This window comes from Aliivibrio wodanis (assembly GCF_052920805.1).
The window spans coordinates 1,130,186-1,146,975 of sequence record NZ_JBREXA010000002.1; the positions used below are offsets into that span (position 1 = coordinate 1,130,186).

The following is a 16,790-nucleotide window of genomic DNA, read 5'->3' on the forward strand; positions in this document are numbered from 1 at the left end:
TTTTCCTCTTATTTTTACGTTAATAAGTGATAGAGTAGAAACAGAGTGAAATTAATATAACCTATTTATTTGTAAGGATATTATATGAAAATTGCAATGTTCAGCACCAAATCTTATGATGAGTTTTCTTTTAGCCGAAGTAATGAGAAGTATCAGTTTGAGTGCCAGTATTTCAACTTTCAACTCACAGAAAGTACGGCTCCTATTGCCGATGGTGCTGACGTTATCTGCGCTTTTGTCAATGATGACTTATCTGCACCAGTGCTGGCTAAACTGGCTTCTCAAGGCACCAAATTAATCGCAATGCGTTGTGCAGGTTTTGATCGAGTTGATCTTGATGCAGCAAAAGAACTAGGACTACAGGTTGTTCGTGTTCCTGCTTATTCTCCAGAAGCGATAGCAGAACATGCAGTGGGAATGATGATGTGTCTTAATCGCCGTTTTCATAAAGCATATCAACGAACTCGTGATGCTAACTTTTCTCTAGAAGGCTTAACTGGCTTTAACTTCTTTGGTAAAACAGTGGGTGTTATTGGTTCAGGTAAAATTGGTCTTGCAACGATGCGAATCCTAAAAGGGTTAGGGATGGAGATCCTTTGCTATGACCCATATCCAAATCAAATTGCTATTGATTTAGGAGTAAAATACACGACCTTAGATGATATTTTCACCCACTCAGATGTAATCACATTACATTGCCCACTAACCTCAGAAAATACACATTTATTAGACACCTACTCATTTGAAAAAATGAAAGATGGTGTGATGATCATCAATACAAGTCGTGGTGGGTTGCTTAACTCAGCCAATGCGATTGAAGCATTAAAAGCAGGCAAAATAGGCGCGCTTGGGTTGGATGTTTATGACCACGAGAAAGAATTATTCTTCCAAGATAAATCAAACGACATTATTACTGATGATGTATTCCGTCGTTTATCTGCCTGTCATAACGTCCTCTTTACGGGACACCAAGCATTCTTAACAGACGAAGCATTAGAGAATATTGCTAGCACGACACTGGTGAGTATTGACGCCTTCATTAAAGGTGAAGTGTCTGGTAATGAGTTGATTCAGGCGTAATAATGATAACTCCCTCATGAATATAGTGCATGAGGGGGTTATAGTAAAAAGACTAGATTATCGTAGTCGGTTTAGTACCACTTGTTGATCAAGATTCTCTTGATAATCGGTATATTCAAGTCCTTTATCAAATACAAACTCTGTCACTAAACGAGTGACTAATGCTCTTAATTCATCGGCATTCCATGGTTTTTCAATATAACTTTCAATGCGAGCTCGGTTAATCGCAATAATGGTATCTTGATGAGTGGCTTGCCCTGTTAGCAGCACCTTCTTAGTTCTTAAAAAGCGGTAGTCGTGAGACACATCCGTTAATAACTCCACACCACTTTTACCCGGCATCACATGATCAGACAACACTAGTGCAATGTGCCCACCTTCACTGTCCAATTCATCCATTAAATCTAATGCTTCATCTGCCGACTCACACTCTTCAATGTTTATCCATGATTTGAGTGGGGCGAGATCTTGCAAAACGGCACTCAGCACTTCCCTTTGATCGTCTACACAAATCAGATTAAGCTTTTCCATGACCGTCCTCCACTGGCAATTTAATTCTAAAAATAGTTTTTTCTTGATTACTTTTTACTGCAATCGAGCCACCGTATCCACTCAAGATCCGCTTCACGATAGCCAGTCCTAACCCTAGCCCAAAAGAGAGTCCGCCTTTTTTGGTGGTAAAGTTAGGTTGAAATATTTTACGTCTCGTCGCTTCATCAATTTCTGGTCCATTATTGGCAATAGTAACGAGAACAAAGCGATTTGACACTCTGGTAGAGATCTCAATCTCTGGTTCTTGTACTTTCTCCATGGCATCGCTGGCATTTTTGATAATGTTCGCCCATATCTGCACAAGCTCTGTGGCTGATGCTTTCACCATTGGCATAGCAGCAGGGCTTAAATGCACAGATACACGGCGTAAATCACTTTGCAGTAAGACTAAGGCTTTATTGATACTGTCATTCACATCTAAGATTTCATCGGTATCAATGTCTGTTCGACCTAACTGTTTTACTGAGCGAACAATCCCAACGGAGTGCCTTGCAGCCAAACGCATGTCGTGTAGATCTCGACCTATGTTCCAATACCTCACTGCTTGCTCTGGACTTTTAAGCCAAAATTGAGAAAGGTCCCCCTCTGGTACTGCACGAGCTAATTCTCGTGCGGTATCTCTATCAATACCGTAGCTAACTTCAAGCTCTCTGCCTCGTTTTCTTACTTCAGAAGAGCTAATATTTTGGCCATTAATTAATCCTTGATCGACAAAACTACTCGCTTCTGGATGTATCTCTTCAAGTAATTCTAAAATAATAGATTGAAGTCGCTCTGTTTTACTGCTCAATACCCCTACTGCATTATTGAGTTCGTGGGCAATTCCCGCCGCTAATTGTCCTAACGTTGTCATTTGCTCTGCTGAATATAACTTTTGTAAGGCTTTCTCTTTTTCAATAGATTCATGCATTGCTCTGCGTTGCCTACGAGAAAGTTCATTAACAATAATTGGTGTAAATTGAGCGGTTAAAGGACCATAGCGCTCTAACTCAATTGCGGTTGTTGTAGAGTCAATCCAACTCAATTCACTTTCTGTTTTACTCACCACCGTTGACGAAGCAATTAAGGTTTCAGAGAAAAAACTGTGCACCCCAATAAACGCCCCTTCAGAAGCACTAAATACCTTAACTTGACTCTCACCATTCTCTTCTAAATAAAATCCTTCTAGCTCTCCTGAACAGACGTAATAGAGACGATCATTATCTGCCCCTTGCTCTAAAATTGTTTCTCCCGCAGGAATAACGACTCTTCGCTCAGGTTGGCTAAAATAAGCATCAATCAAACGCTGTAGTTTATCTTGATTCATAAGCTATCCAATATGACCAACAGTGTGAAGAACCCATACCATCACGAAACTTAATAAGACGCCTATTACCCCTAAGATTACGCCTGTTTTCGCCATTTGGCTGCTTTCTACATTTCCTGTTGCGTGTGCTAACGCATTAGGTGGCGTACTGATTGGCAATGACATACCTAAAGAAGCAGCAAACGTTACGATTAAGATAAGCGTTAGCTCTCCGCCAAGTGGTGTCAGTGACGTCATTGATGTACCTAAAGCCGCCATAATTGGCATTAATAAGTTAGCGGTTGCTGTATGTGACATGAAGTTCGCCATGATTAAACATAAGAAAGCCGCACCAAATAACACAACATAAGGAGAGTAAGCATCAAAAGGAATGCTATGAACCACTAATTTAGCTAAGCCTGTCTTATCTAAAGCTAAACCAAGCGCAATACCACCCGACACTAACCATAGAACATCCCACGAAATTTTCTTAAGATCTTCTTTATTAATGATCCCAGTAAGAGAGAACACCGCCACTGGAATTAATGCAACCGTATATGAATTCATTCCATGGCTTGACCCCATTAACCATAAAATGATCGTTCCTGCGAAAGTAATGTACACCATGATAGCTTTTGGTGTTTTTAAGAACTTACCTTTAATATCTAAATTCATTGATGTTTGTTTAGCTGGATATAGATAAACAATTAAAAACCAAGCAAGCGCCATCATTACAATCACAAATGGCACACCAAATACCATCCATTCACCGAAAGTAATTAAGTTATCACCCACTAGATATTTTAGTGCGATTGCATTCGGGGGCGTTCCAATAGGCGTTCCAATACCGCCAATGTTCGCTGCAATAGGAATACATAAAGCAAACGCAACTCGACCCGGGTCTTTAGGACCAAATACAGCGATTACTGGCGTTAAGATCGATAACATCATCGCAGTTGTCGCAGTATTCGACATGAACATCGAGAAAATGCCCGTGATCAGCATCAACCCTAACATTACAAATTTTGGATCTGTACCGAACGGTTTAAGTAATACTCTGGCTAAATTGACATCTAAGCGATATTTTGTTGCCGCCATTGCGAGGAAGAAGCCACCTAAGAACAGCATAATGATAGGACTGGCAAAGGTTGCCATGATGTCGCTGTAATTGAGTAGTTCTCCAAAATGAGGGGCATCTTGATTCATTTTAAATAAGATAAACCCTTTGTCAGAAACCATTAAAAGTTCTAAAACAATGATGACTACTGAGGTTGCATAAATTGGAATAGGCTCAAATACCCAACACAATGCTGCCAATAAAAAGATAGCAATGACACGCTGCTGAATAATCGTCATACCTTCAAAAGGAAAAGCTGACAAAGGCATCAAAAGAATGATGAGAGGGATAATTGTTGGGATTAAATACTTCATGTATTGACGCATAACGCTACCGACTTCCATAGAACAATAAAAGGTAATAACGAGAATTATCCCCTTAACCACTCATTCGGTATAACGTGTTAGATCAATCATTATTTCGAAATAATAATAAATATGAAGCTTTGTGACAGAGGTAGCATAAAAAAAGAGCTGCATTTCTGCAACTCTTCTCTATTAAGCCTGATGTCGATAACTTAAAAATTAAGACTCTTTTTCAGTTTTCTCTGCTTTTGGTTTTTTACGTTTATCAGTAATTGCCCATTTTCCATCAATGTATAAACCTGTCCAACCTGATGGCTTTCCATCATTTTCTGAACGCACGTAGTTTTCTTTCGTCTTACGACTAAAGCGAACTACCGCAGGCTTACCATCTGGATCATGTGTTGGCGCTTCCGTTAAGTAAGTAAACTTAGGAGACAGACGCTCTTTGAAGCGTACTAGCTCTTCCACTAATGGTGCACGTGTTTCACGTGATTTAGGGAAAGTGCTTGCAGCTAAGAATAAACCTGACGCACCATCACGCAATACAAAGTACGCGTCTGATTTTTCACATTCCAATTCGGGAAGATGAACAGGATCTTCTTTTGGCGGCGCAACTTCGCCATTTTTAAGGATCTTACGTGTGTTTTTACACGTTTCACTCGTACAATCCATATATTTACCAAAGCGGCCGTTCTTAAGTTCCATATCTGAGCCACATTTGTCACACTCGACAATTGGACCATCATAGCCTTTAAGTTGGAATTCACCTTTCTCGACAATGTAACCATCACAGTTCGGGTTATTACCACAAACGTGCAGTTTACGATCTTGATCGATTAGGTAAGGGTCCATTGCTGTTTCACACTTAGGACAACGTTTCTTCGCACGTAACGCTGCGGTTTCTACGTCTTCTTCAAGAACATTAATAATGCCCTCTTCATTGCCTAAGTTAATGGTTTTCTTACAGCGCTCTTTTGGCGGTAATGCGTAACCTGAACAACCAAGGAATACCCCAGTTGATGCGGTACGAATACCCATATTACGATCACACGTCGGACATTTAATATCAGTTTCTACGATATTATTTGGTGACATACCGCCTTCTGATTCATCAAGCTCAGCTTTAGCTATATCATCAGTGAAATCTTGGAAGAACGCGTTAAGTACATCTTTCCAATCTTTGTCGCCTTCAGCAATCTTATCTAAGTTGCCTTCCATACGCGCGGTAAAGTCGTAATCCATTAAATCATCAAACGATTGATTTAGACGGTCTGTTACGATTTCACCCATTTTCTCTGCATAGAAACGACGAGTTTCAACACGAACATAACCACGGTCTTGAATCGTTGAGATGATTGATGCATAAGTTGATGGACGACCAATGCCTTTTTTCTCAAGTTCTTTAACCAATGCCGCTTCTGTGAAACGCGCTGGTGGCTTAGTAAAGTGTTGTTTTGGATCAAGCTGTTCTAGTTTTAGCTTATCACCAAGTTGAACGGCTGGTAATAATTGGTCTTCGTTTTTACCCATTGGACGTTGCACGCGAGTCCAACCGTCAAATTTAAGGATACGACCTTTCGCTTTTAGGGTAAATTCATCCGCTTTTACACTCAATGTGGTTGAATCATATTGTGCTGGTGTCATTTGACACGCCACAAATTGATTCCAAATTAAGTTGTAAAGTTTATGTGCGTCCGCTTCCATTCCTTTTAGGTCATCTACTTTCACATCAACGCTTGAAGGACGAATCGCTTCGTGGGCTTCTTGAGCGCCTTCTTTACTACCGTAGGTAATTGGAGCAGCAGGTAAATAACTGTCACCGTACTCTGAACCAATAAACTCACGTAACGTCTCTACCGCTTCTTTACTTAAGTTAGTTGAATCAGTACGCATATAAGTGATGTAACCCCCCTCATAGAGGCGCTGAGCTAACATCATGGTCTTTTTCACACCGTAACCTAAGCGGGTACTTGCCGCTTGTTGCAGTGTTGAGGTAATAAATGGTGCCGACGGCTTACTTTTTGTTGGGCGATCTTCACGCTTACATACTTCATATTCTGCTTTTTCAAGAATACTTACTGCTGCTTCCGTATCCGCTTGCGTTAGTGGTTTAAATACAGAGCCATTACGCTGTGCGACTTGAAGACGGAAGTTTTCTTTGCCTGCCGTTAATGTATCTGCGTGAATATCCCAAAACTCTTCAGGGATAAATGCATTAATTTCACGTTCACGCTCAACCAGCACTTTTACTGCAACCGATTGAACACGACCTGCTGATAAACCACGAGCAACTTTTTTCCATAGCAATGGTGATGCCATGAAGCCAACAACACGGTCTAAGAAACGACGTGCTTGCTGTGCGTTTACACCTGGCATGCTTAACTCACCCGGAGTTTCAAACGCCTGTTGAATCGCATTTTTTGTAATTTCGTTAAAAACTACTCGTTTATAGCGTGAATCATCACCACCGATGATCTCGCGAAGGTGCCACGCAATAGCTTCCCCTTCACGGTCTAAATCGGTTGCGAGATAAATAGTGTCTGCGTTTTCTGCTAATTTCTGTAATTCAGCAACAACTTTTTCTTTACCCGGTAAGATTTGGTAATTCGCAGCCCAATCATTATATGGGTCAATACCCATTTTATTAATTAGGTTCTTTTTGTCTCTTTCTTTCTTAATGCGTGCTTTTTCTTCAACACTCATGCCTTTAGTCGATGCAGCTGTGGCTTTCTTGCCTGTGCTTGTCGAGCCCATAGGCAAATCACGAACGTGACCTACACTGGATTTTACGATGAAGTCCTTGCCAAGGTATTTATTAATTGTTTTAGCTTTGGCTGGTGACTCCACGATAACTAGAGATTTACCCATAATGTCTCACTAACGTCCTCGTGCTGAAATACAAAACTGTCGAAAATAACAATATCCACAGCTATAAATTGAACTTTTATCTATATATTACTATTGAGGGAGGATGCCATCACGTCAACCTCTTTTTTTACAATTGCTTCTGAATGGTCGCGCTTTGGACAGTTGTTAAGTAGATGTAATGATCATCTAATACTTTTTCAAGCGCCCTCATTTCGGTCAAATCTATTAACATTTACTGACTAATAGCTCAAAAAGTTCATTCAATATCTTGCACTAGCTCACAATAAAATGGCTATTTATTCTGAAATTTTTATTTTCATACTCATGATTTACATCAATTGTCTTTTAAAATTTTTATGCTTAAAATCCCTCTTTTATATAACAAAAAATGAGTGACGTATGAACGATAAAAAATCCATTTCTGAGGCTGATTTACTGTTAATAGCCAATCAAATCATTCAAGATCACGAAAATTATGTTGACGGTATGCGTGCAACGAGTGTCGAAGAAAAAGAAGAAATATTAGTATTTAAAGGCGAGTACTTTTTATCAGATCAAGGCTTACCAACAGAGAAAACAACCGCTGTTTTTAATATGTTTAAGTACCTTGCTCACCAGCTTTCAAAAAAGTTTACTATTAAGTGATTTTGCTAATAAAAAGTAATAAAAAAGGCTGAATAATTCAGCCTTTTTAAGTTAGTCACTACTGCTTATAAACGTTATATAATTGGGCGTTGACCTTTACTGATTAATCGCATAAACACATTTTCTGCAGACTTCCCTGCAACTCCTGCAATTTTATCACTTAACTTTTTCTTTTGAACATAATGAATAGCTAAGACTTCACGTTCTTCTTTACATGCGTTTGTTAAGTAATCATCTGACGTTTGAATTGCGTCAATTAAACCTAATTCTAGTGCTTGTTTTCCAAACCAATGCTCACCCGTTGCGACTTTTTCAAGATCTAATTCTGCACGGTGCTCATGGATGAAATCTTTAAATAATACATGAGTTTCTTCCAGCTCTAATTGGAATTTCTCACGAGCTTTGTCACTGTTTTCACCAAACATTGTTAGTGTACGTTTGTATTCACCAGCCGTCAGTTGTTCAAACTCAATATCATTTTTCTTTAATAATTTACTGAAGTTTGGAAGTTGTGCAACAACACCAATCGAACCAACAATTGCAAAAGGAGCAGCAATGATTTTTTCACCAATACACGCCATCATGTAACCGCCTGATGCCGCAACTTTATCGACTGAAATCGTTAATTTAATACTAGCATCACGTAAGCGATCTAATTGCGATGAAGCAAGGCCATACCCATGAACCATACCACCACCACTTTCAAGACGAAGAAGAACCTCATCTCCCTCAACGGCAACGGCTAAAATTGCCGAAACTTCTTCACGAAGTCCTGCAACTTCTTTTGCATCAATACTGCCATTGAAGTCCAAAACAAATAATCGAGCATCACGGGTTAAGGTTAATTCACCAGATTTCGCTGCTTGTTTGACCTCTTTTTGTTTTGCTTTTTCAGTTTCTTTATCTGCTTTTTTCTCTGCTTTTGCGCGCGCTTTTAATTCAGCCTCATCAAATAAATGATGCTCTAGCTCTGTCACTGTCTCTTTGTATTGCTCTGTTAAATTAGTTATTTCTAACTCACCTTTTGCTGCTGCAGATTTTCCACCTACCGCTTTCACCGCTACTAAAATGGCGATAATCGACACAATCACCGTGGCTATCTTCGCTAAAAAGAGACCGTAATCAAACAAAAATTCCAATGTAATACCCTCTTAAGTATGTTTCGTGTATTGTACCTAACTTAACCCTAAGTTAATTCACCTTATGATAGAAATTCGCACTAAATGCGCGTTTTTACATCAATACACTGCAAAAACAAGCAGTCTTATTTATGGTGAGCGTTGAAATACAAGGATTACAGAGTGGACTATCAGGTTTCAGCTGACGCATTAAAAAACAAAACAATTCTGATTACAGGTGCTGGAGATGGCATTGGTAAACAAGCGGCATTACATTACGCACAACATGGTGCAACTGTCATTCTACTTGGTCGTACCGTGGCTAAATTAGAAGCCGTATATGATGAAATCGAGGCTGCTGGTTACCCTACTCCAGCAATTGTCCCTCTTGATTTGAAAGGTGCAACCAAACAACACTACATTGATATGGCTGAAACAATTAAAAGTCAATTTGGTCAACTTGACGGGCTATTGCACAATGCAGGACTACTTGGCATGTTAAGTCCATTTGAGCAATTCGAAGAAGCAATGTTTGATGAAGTAATGCAAATTAACGTCAAAGCACAATTCTTAATGACTCAAGCTTTACTGCCTGTTTTACAGCAATCAGATGATGCTCGTATTATTTTCACTACATCAACTGTTGGACATCAAGGTCGTGCTTTTTGGGGAGCTTACGCTATCTCGAAATTTGCTACTGAAGGCATGATGCAAACATTGGCTCATGAAATGGAAGGCACTCAAGTAAAAGTAAATGCCATTAATCCGGGTGGCACCCACACTCGTATGCGTGCACAAGCTTTCCCTGCTGAAGATATTAGCTTACTAAAAACACCAGCTGACCTTATGCCACTTTATGTCTACTTAATGGCACCAGAAAGTTGTGAAGTTAATGGTCAATGTATTGATGCACAACCGAAATAGTTGCGAATATTAATATAAAGTACAAAAAAGGGTTGAAACCATATGGCTTCAACCCTTTTTATTTGTTTAATTCTCGCTTAGATCAGGAATTCAACTTAACGCTGTCTTGGGGCTGATTTTGGCGCTTTACCATTTGGTGAGAATTTACTTCTTACTGGTTTAGCTCCTGGTGCTGGCTTCTTACCTTTGCCATTTGACTTACCTGTAGGCTTTCCTGTTGGTTTACCTGTAGGCTTAGCATCACCAGTTGAATTACGCTTTGCAGAAGGTAAAGAGCTACCTACTGGTTTTTTGTTGTTACGACCACGACGACCTGAAGGTGTATTACGATCTTCAACTGTACGCTCATCATGACGTTTTACTGCACGACGGATCTTTTGAGATTTAGATTTAGCACGCTTACGTGACTCTTTATCTAGATCTAATAAACTTTCTTTTTCGTGTGGTAATTCAACCATTTCACGTAAGTAGTTTACTTCTTTAAGCTCAAGTTCCATCCAACCGCCACGTGGCAATCTTTTCTCTAGGAAAATATCACCGTAACGAACACGCTTCAGACGACTTACCGTTACGCCTTGAGAATCCCATAAACGACGAACTTCACGGTTACGACCTTCATTGATTACAACGTAGAAAGTATGATTCATACCTTCACCGCCAGCGTACATTACGTCTTCAAAACGAGCTTCACCATCTTCCAGTTTTACACCTGAAACAAGGTTTTTAATCATTTTGTCGTTAATATCACCGAATATACGACACATATATTCACGTTCAACTTTACGGCTTGGGTGCATTAGGCGGTTTGCTAGTTCACCATCAGTGGTAAACAAAAGCAAACCCGCGGTATTTGCATCTAAACGACCAACAGATACCCAACGAGAATCTTTGATTTTTGGTAAACGATCAAAAACGGTACGACGACCTTCAGGATCGTGGCGAGTACATAACTCACCTTCTGGTTTGTGGTAAGCAAGAACACGACAGATTACTTCAGTAGACTCTTTTACCGATACAACATGGCCATCGATACGAATTTTCGCATCAACATTTTCTAGGCGATCACCTAGTTTTGCAATCTGGCCATCAACACTAACACGATTAGACTGAATCATCGTTTCTAATTCACGACGAGAACCAAGACCTGCTCGTGCTAATACTTTCTGTAATTTTTCGCTCATTTTTTACCTTATTATGTCGCCTTCACAGGCGTCAATTAGCTTTTATTAATCAAGGACCTATCTGAATAAGATAAGATTCCTCAATCACTTTAAAATTCTATAGAGGCTGATTATACAATAAGGTTGTGACGAATGGTAAAAAATTAAGCACAAATTTATTTCATGATGACATTTTCAGTATGATGATGGAGCTGCTTTATAAAGCAAGTCGCTTATATCTATCAAGTAAATAATTGCACAATTAAAATGCTCAAATATTTATTTCAGATTGATATTACTTAGACCAAAGGAGAACCATATGAAATCGTTATATAAAAAATTATCAACATTTGACCTAAACAATCTAGATGAAGAGGCACAAAAAAAATCAACAACACGAATTTATAGAAAAGCTGTACGATTACTGCATAAAATCAAATACACCGAACCTTTTACAGCAGTTAATTGAAGCACGTAAACAGACTATTTTATCTAAATTAAGTAACACAGATACAGGTAACCTTTCTTATCTATTTTCGACAAAAGAAGCCATAGAGCTCATAGGGAAGCACCCCTGTAGTATCTTACCTAAACATTATTTTATGATAGAACAACTTGCACATAAATTATTTGGATGTTTATTAAGATGTTGGACTGAGTTTGAAATTTTCCGAACCATTCAACATTCATCAAATAACTACCACATATATTCTAAACAAGAGCATATTAATTCGGAATCAAACATCATTAATGAAGACTATCACTATGAAATAGTTAATGATATTTCAAAGGATAAACGTCTATTTTATACCGATTTTTGCGAACAACCACTGTTACTGTCCGACGCCATTGTCTTAATAAATATAACAACATTTATTAAAGAACATAAATGGTATGAAATGCTTAGTATTCTTGACATCTCATCAAAAGGAGAGCATTTTATTCTATACCAATTAAAGACAAACAACAGTTATCCTACCATTATTTCTTCAGCGCTTATTGAACCATATCAAGACAAAGCAAACTGGCTGTTCTTTAATGATTTCTTCCAAACCAAACATTGGAAAAGTGAAGGAATAACAGATTCTTTGCTATCTTTTTTCCCTAACCTGAAAACAAAGTACTCTAACGCCTCCTCATTAGGTCACTCTAATTTATCCAGTTCAGATCTAGAAAATGCTATTTTTTCTTCTATAGTAGACAAAAGAAGTGTATGCGGAGTTATCCGATTTACCATCAATGGACCACGCCCTAAATTAAACCAGTATATGTATTTAGCTCAAAAAGGATTAGCCAATGCACTCTACAACTCAGGAAGAGAGATGATCTTTTCTATTATAGAGCAACCCGCAATGGTTTTGTTTTACCAAGCAATAAATAATGATAACTGCTGCACACCCTTTCTTTTCACTAGCCAACAAGATATCAACAATTCAGGATTAATCACATATAAAGGGATCTGCTTAACTAAGCATACAAGTAATGTGTTCAATCAATATGATTTGAAATCTTATAATGCTAAAATTATAAAAAGAAGAAAAGATTTAAAACAACGATGAGTTTCTTATAAATGTTAATTGGCTTCCCTAAAGATAATCTATTGCTATTTATTGCGGTATTCATTTTACTATGGGTAGCCTTCTTTATCCGATCTTTATTTAAAGATCGGATGGAGGTTGATCCTAAAATCTACTACCCCTACATAGGGTATTCTATTTTTATAGTCATTTGGATTTTAACCAACTTCTATTTTCAATCTGAACTATTATTAATCTTCAGTGAAAAAATTGCTCTTTATATGGCAATAGCGGCCAACCTCGCTTCATATTTTGCTTTTGCTTTTGCCTTTCTTTTTTCTTGTCGTCTCGTATCTACTAGAAAAGATAAAAAAATGGCATCTTGGCAGGTAGTTTTATTTTACGCAGAAACCGCCTTTGCTCTCGCTATCAACTTAATACCTAATTTAACGGTTACTAGTGTAACCATTATTGATAAAGGTGTTTTTACCATTAATTTTGGACCATTTGCTTTTATTTTCTTTATCAATGCCTTTGTCTTTATTGGCTTAATCATCCATAATTTTTTACAATTAAGAACAAGTAAACTAAAACTTAACAAAGAAAAATCCATTTATTTATTATTTGGCATTCTTATTTTTATGTCTTCAACCATCATATCTCAAGTTATTATTCCTATCGTATGGGGGGATTTCTCTTTTGCATGGCTTCCACCCGCACTTTCTGTAACTGAATCCGTCCTTATTGGCTATACCCTACTCTTTCATAGATTATATAGCCTACGTTATATTTCATACTGGGCATGCTCATACACGATTAATATAACTATATATTTAATACCTATTATTCTTATTTATTTAACAAATGACAATATCAACTTACTATATACTTGCATTTTTCTTATTATATATACCGGATTATTTTGGGAAAAAACGCTTAAAAAATCAAAACTAGTTTCTAGTCTGTTAATTTACAAAAACAAGAAAACACCTGTAGAAGAAATATATGATATTGCTGATGAATTCAAATACTCTAGTCAGCATGCTATGATCAAGTTAGCTACACTTCTAGATACTCCACAAGAAGAATTATTACTTGTTGGGAAAAATACCAATTATAATATTTTTATTCCACATCTTAATCAATCTAATTCGGCACTAGTTAAAGACGAACTAGATTACCAAATACATTATTCACCAAATTCCAAAGTATCAAGCTATTATGATGTTCAAAAAGAAATGGACTCTCAGAAAACAGCATTGATTTTACCTATTTTTGGGAAGAACAAACTAGTATCTCATTTATTGATCTCCCCAAGTAAACGCAATGGTTCTACGTTTTCAAATGAAGAAATCACCGCAATTCAGTGGGTATTAACCAAAGTACAGGGCTATATTGAGAGTGAACGTAAAGTAAAACAATCTCAAGCACTTGCAAACTCAATAGCTCATGAAATGAGAAATCCTTTATCACAATTACAGTACCATTTTGAGCGCATTGCTTCCCACTCAGATGAAACTAGTATAAATAGTGAATTAGAACAGGGAAAACTTGCCATTCAGCGAGGAGCACAACTAATTGATATAATTCTAAGTGAAGCAAAAAACAATGAAATTAATAACTCTTTATTTAAGCATTATTCCATTGCAGAACTAACTCAACAGTTTATTAATGAATATGCCTTTGACTCAAAAGAAATTAAAAATCGGATTGATCTTGAACTCAATCAGGATTTTATTATTAATGTAAACGATACACTCTTTGGCTTTATTATTTTCAACCTAATACGTAATGCTATCCATTACTTCGATACTTCCGATTGCGTAATATCGATTAAGTTACAGAAAGGTAAGTCGTTCAATACATTAGTATTTAGAGATACGGGCCCTGGGATCTCGTCTAATATTTTACCTCATATTTTTGATGAATTTTTTACTCATAACAAAGAAGGTGGTAGTGGTTTAGGCCTTTCTTATTGCTTAAGAGTAATGCATTCATTTTCTGGGAACATTGCCTGTTATTCTCAACAAGGCAAATTTACTGAATTTGTCTTAAGCTTTCCAACAATTGAAGTTAAACAAAAACATACAATAAATTGTCCAGAAATCAATAATATTGCTAATAAAGAAAATCATGCTGAAACAATGAGCAATAACATAAAAACAATCCTCATTGTTGATGATAAGAAAGTACAACGAATGTTAATTCAGACTTTTATTACTAATAAAAGTTTTCATATTCTCCAAGCAGAGAATGGTTTGGAAGCGGTTCGTATTGTAAATAATACTCACATTGATCTTATTTTCATGGATTCCCGTATGCCAGTGATGAATGGAACTGAAGCGGCTGAAAAAATTAAAGCTACTCACCCATCAATCCCTATTATCGCTCTGACTGGTGAATCTGGTCATGAAGAGATACTAAATATCACATCGATAATGGATGCTTATTTAACTAAGCCAATATCTAAACCACAATTACTGCAAACTCTCGAAAAATGGATAAAAAAATAGCCAGACACTGCTGGCTATTTACACACTCTGTTATTTTTAATTATTGAAATGGGCTAGGATCACCAGCACCAATACGAACCACATTGATTTCATCGTCACTAAAATCAACTACGGTTGTTGGCTGTTCACCTAAATAACCACCATTCATGATTAAGTCGACAGCATGCTCAAGTTGATCGCGAATTGCTTCAGGATCAGACTCAGCCACTTCATTACCAGGTAAAATCAAAGTCGTTGACATTAATGGTTCACCTAACTCCTCTAGCAGAGCTAAGGCTATTTTATTATCAGGGACACGCATACCTATCGTCTTACGTTTTGGGTTCATCAAACGACGTGGTACTTCTTTGGTTCCCTTAAAGATAAACGTGTATGCGCCCGGTGTATTATTTTTTAATAAACGGAAGACGCTATTATCAACACGAGCATAAATTGATAACTCAGAAAGATCGCGACATAACAAAGTAAAGTTATGCTTATCATCTAAACGACGGATCTGACAAATTCGCTCTAATGCCTGTTTATTCTCAAGTTGGCAACCTAATGCATAACCTGAATCGGTTGGATATATAACCACTCCACCATCACGAATGATAGCAACCGCTTGGCTAATTAAACGAACTTGTGGGTTATCTGGATGTACATAGAAAAATTGGCTCATTATTCCTCCTGCCTAGCAGGTCATTATTATATTAATTATTATCTAGAGCGAGTTTACTCAAATGTTGGTAAATCCCATTCTTGCCATACTGGTACTACCCCTTCAGGTAACCATAGATTTCTTCCAAGCTCAGTCCAAGGCGACGGATAATGGAAATCTGACCCTTGTGATGCTTGTAACTCATAATGAATCGCATAATCTGCAAGCACTCGACGCTCTTGCACACCTTGTTGTGGTAATGCGACTTCCATTGCATCCCCTTTTGCTTCAACAAATGCCGCTAATAATCGCTTAACCCATTTTGCCGTTAAATTATATCGTCCAGGATGAGCTAATACTGCCGTTCCTCCTGCATTATGAATAACATTAACCGCTTCTTCGATTGAGCACCAATCCGGCGGAACATACCCTATGTTATTGCGTGTTAAGAACTTTTTAAATACCGCTTGCATGGTTTTTGCGTGACCTTGGTCAACTAACCACTTGCCAAAATGCGCTCGTGTCAATGAACCGCCATTTGCCAGAGTCAGCGCACCTTCATATGCTCCCACATAACCGGCTTTCTCAAGACGCTCTGCCATTTTTCGTGCTCGTGAATCTCTACGTTGCGCTTGTTCTTCTATCAATGCAATTAATTCAGGGTGATTAACGTCAACATTAAGGCCTACAACATGAATATCCTTGTTGCTCCATAATGTAGAAATTTCAATACCATCAATTAAATGCACTGGTAATGCTTTCTCTTTAATCGTTTGGTGGGCTTCTGCTAAGCCGGCAACGGTATCGTGATCGGTGATAGCAAGCACCTTTACATTAAAAGTAACCGCTCTTTCTACTAATTCGGCAGGAGACATGCGTCCATCCGACGCCGTTGTGTGACTATGTAGGTCTATTTTCATAATAATTCTTGACTTTCACCTCGCGTACTAGTTTACTGATACGCAGTTAAACACTTTCTCAATAAATAATTGATATTATCTTTGTTTTAATAGTAGGTACTTTATGTCACAGCTTAGCAAACAACAAGCATTCTTAAAAACTAGCG

13 protein-coding genes are annotated in these 16,790 nt (G+C 37.8%); 5 read left to right on the forward strand and 8 right to left on the reverse strand.

Going from position 1 to position 16,790, the window contains the following annotated elements; all coding sequences use genetic code 11:
* The first annotated feature begins 84 nt into the window (after positions 1-84).
* Positions 85-1,080: a 2-hydroxyacid dehydrogenase gene (locus ACU5DF_RS13055; protein WP_446713191.1), complete on the forward strand. Its 996-nt coding sequence runs from the start codon at positions 85-87 to the stop codon at positions 1,078-1,080.
* A 57-nt stretch (positions 1,081-1,137) separates the two neighbouring features.
* Here ACU5DF_RS13055 and ACU5DF_RS13060 read toward each other — a convergent pair whose 3' ends face one another.
* From ACU5DF_RS13060 to topA, 4 genes are all read right to left on the reverse strand, one after another.
* Positions 1,138-1,611 carry a response regulator gene (locus ACU5DF_RS13060; protein WP_446713192.1) on the reverse strand — a complete coding sequence of 158 codons (474 nt, stop codon included), beginning with the start codon at positions 1,609-1,611 and terminating at the stop codon, positions 1,138-1,140.
* Positions 1,598-2,938: an ATP-binding protein gene (locus tag ACU5DF_RS13065; RefSeq protein WP_446713193.1), complete on the reverse strand. Its 1,341-nt coding sequence runs from the start codon at positions 2,936-2,938 to the stop codon at positions 1,598-1,600. Before ACU5DF_RS13065 ends, ACU5DF_RS13060 begins: the two co-directional genes overlap by 14 nt.
* Positions 2,939-2,941: 3 nt before the next feature.
* Positions 2,942-4,360 (reverse strand): SLC13 family permease, encoded by a 1,419-nt coding sequence (locus ACU5DF_RS13070; RefSeq protein WP_446713194.1) that lies wholly within the window; start codon positions 4,358-4,360, stop codon positions 2,942-2,944.
* Between the two features lie 198 nt (positions 4,361-4,558).
* Complete coding sequence (topA, locus tag ACU5DF_RS13075; RefSeq protein ID WP_446713195.1) at positions 4,559-7,207, reverse strand: type I DNA topoisomerase; 2,649 nt, start codon at positions 7,205-7,207, stop codon at positions 4,559-4,561.
* Positions 7,208-7,606: 399 nt separating this feature from the next.
* On the opposite strand from topA, the gene ACU5DF_RS13080 reads away from it, so the two are divergent.
* On the forward strand, positions 7,607-7,852 hold the full coding sequence (locus tag ACU5DF_RS13080) for a YciN family protein (protein ID WP_045101788.1): 246 nt from the start codon (positions 7,607-7,609) through the stop codon (positions 7,850-7,852).
* Between the two features lie 74 nt (positions 7,853-7,926).
* Here ACU5DF_RS13080 and sohB read toward each other — a convergent pair whose 3' ends face one another.
* The gene (sohB, locus tag ACU5DF_RS13085; protein WP_446713196.1) at positions 7,927-8,991 is read right to left on the reverse strand and encodes a protease SohB; all 1,065 of its coding nucleotides are present in this window, start codon (positions 8,989-8,991) and stop codon (positions 7,927-7,929) included.
* 162 nt (positions 8,992-9,153) lie between these two features.
* Between sohB and ACU5DF_RS13090 the strand changes: the two genes are divergently transcribed.
* On the forward strand, positions 9,154-9,894 hold the full coding sequence (locus ACU5DF_RS13090; protein WP_446713197.1) for a YciK family oxidoreductase: 741 nt from the start codon (positions 9,154-9,156) through the stop codon (positions 9,892-9,894).
* A 95-nt stretch (positions 9,895-9,989) separates the two neighbouring features.
* Here ACU5DF_RS13090 and rluB read toward each other — a convergent pair whose 3' ends face one another.
* Complete coding sequence (gene rluB, locus ACU5DF_RS13095; protein WP_045101785.1) at positions 9,990-11,075, reverse strand: 23S rRNA pseudouridine(2605) synthase RluB; 1,086 nt, start codon at positions 11,073-11,075, stop codon at positions 9,990-9,992.
* Between the two features lie 347 nt (positions 11,076-11,422).
* Between rluB and ACU5DF_RS13100 the strand changes: the two genes are divergently transcribed.
* A complete protein-coding gene (locus ACU5DF_RS13100) occupies positions 11,423-12,613 on the forward strand; it encodes an acyl-homoserine-lactone synthase (RefSeq protein ID WP_446713198.1) in 1,191 nt (396 codons plus the stop codon).
* Positions 12,614-12,624: 11 nt separating this feature from the next.
* Positions 12,625-15,084 (forward strand): ATP-binding response regulator, encoded by a 2,460-nt coding sequence (locus tag ACU5DF_RS13105; protein ID WP_446713199.1) that lies wholly within the window; start codon positions 12,625-12,627, stop codon positions 15,082-15,084.
* Positions 15,085-15,124: 40 nt separating this feature from the next.
* On the opposite strand, the gene ACU5DF_RS13110 is transcribed toward ACU5DF_RS13105, so the two are convergent.
* Positions 15,125-15,745, reverse strand: coding sequence for an L-threonylcarbamoyladenylate synthase (locus ACU5DF_RS13110; RefSeq protein WP_446713200.1), 621 nt, complete (start codon positions 15,743-15,745; stop codon positions 15,125-15,127).
* A 53-nt stretch (positions 15,746-15,798) separates the two neighbouring features.
* Positions 15,799-16,644, reverse strand: coding sequence for an RNase RNM (gene rnm, locus ACU5DF_RS13115; protein ID WP_446713201.1), 846 nt, complete (start codon positions 16,642-16,644; stop codon positions 15,799-15,801).
* Positions 16,645-16,790 lie beyond the last annotated feature (146 nt).

Bases quoted from the DNA above. Each gene is read 5' to 3' on its own strand.
- rnm (WP_446713201.1), bottom strand. From the start codon at position 16,644: ATGAAAATAGACCTACATAGTCACACAACGGCGTCGGATGGACGCATG.
- ACU5DF_RS13060 (WP_446713192.1), bottom strand. From the start codon at position 1,611: ATGGAAAAGCTTAATCTGATTTGTGTAGACGATCAAAGGGAAGTGCTG.
- ACU5DF_RS13065 (WP_446713193.1), bottom strand. From the start codon at position 2,938: ATGAATCAAGATAAACTACAGCGTTTGATTGATGCTTATTTTAGCCAA.
- ACU5DF_RS13070 (WP_446713194.1), bottom strand. From the start codon at position 4,360: ATGCGTCAATACATGAAGTATTTAATCCCAACAATTATCCCTCTCATC.
- ACU5DF_RS13055 (WP_446713191.1), top strand. From the start codon at position 85: ATGAAAATTGCAATGTTCAGCACCAAATCTTATGATGAGTTTTCTTTT.
- ACU5DF_RS13100 (WP_446713198.1), top strand. From the start codon at position 11,423: ATGAAGAGGCACAAAAAAAATCAACAACACGAATTTATAGAAAAGCTG.
- topA (WP_446713195.1), bottom strand. From the start codon at position 7,207: ATGGGTAAATCTCTAGTTATCGTGGAGTCACCAGCCAAAGCTAAAACA.
- ACU5DF_RS13110 (WP_446713200.1), bottom strand. From the start codon at position 15,745: ATGAGCCAATTTTTCTATGTACATCCAGATAACCCACAAGTTCGTTTA.
- ACU5DF_RS13080 (WP_045101788.1), top strand. From the start codon at position 7,607: ATGAACGATAAAAAATCCATTTCTGAGGCTGATTTACTGTTAATAGCC.
- ACU5DF_RS13105 (WP_446713199.1), top strand. From the start codon at position 12,625: ATGTTAATTGGCTTCCCTAAAGATAATCTATTGCTATTTATTGCGGTA.
- rluB (WP_045101785.1), bottom strand. From the start codon at position 11,075: ATGAGCGAAAAATTACAGAAAGTATTAGCACGAGCAGGTCTTGGTTCT.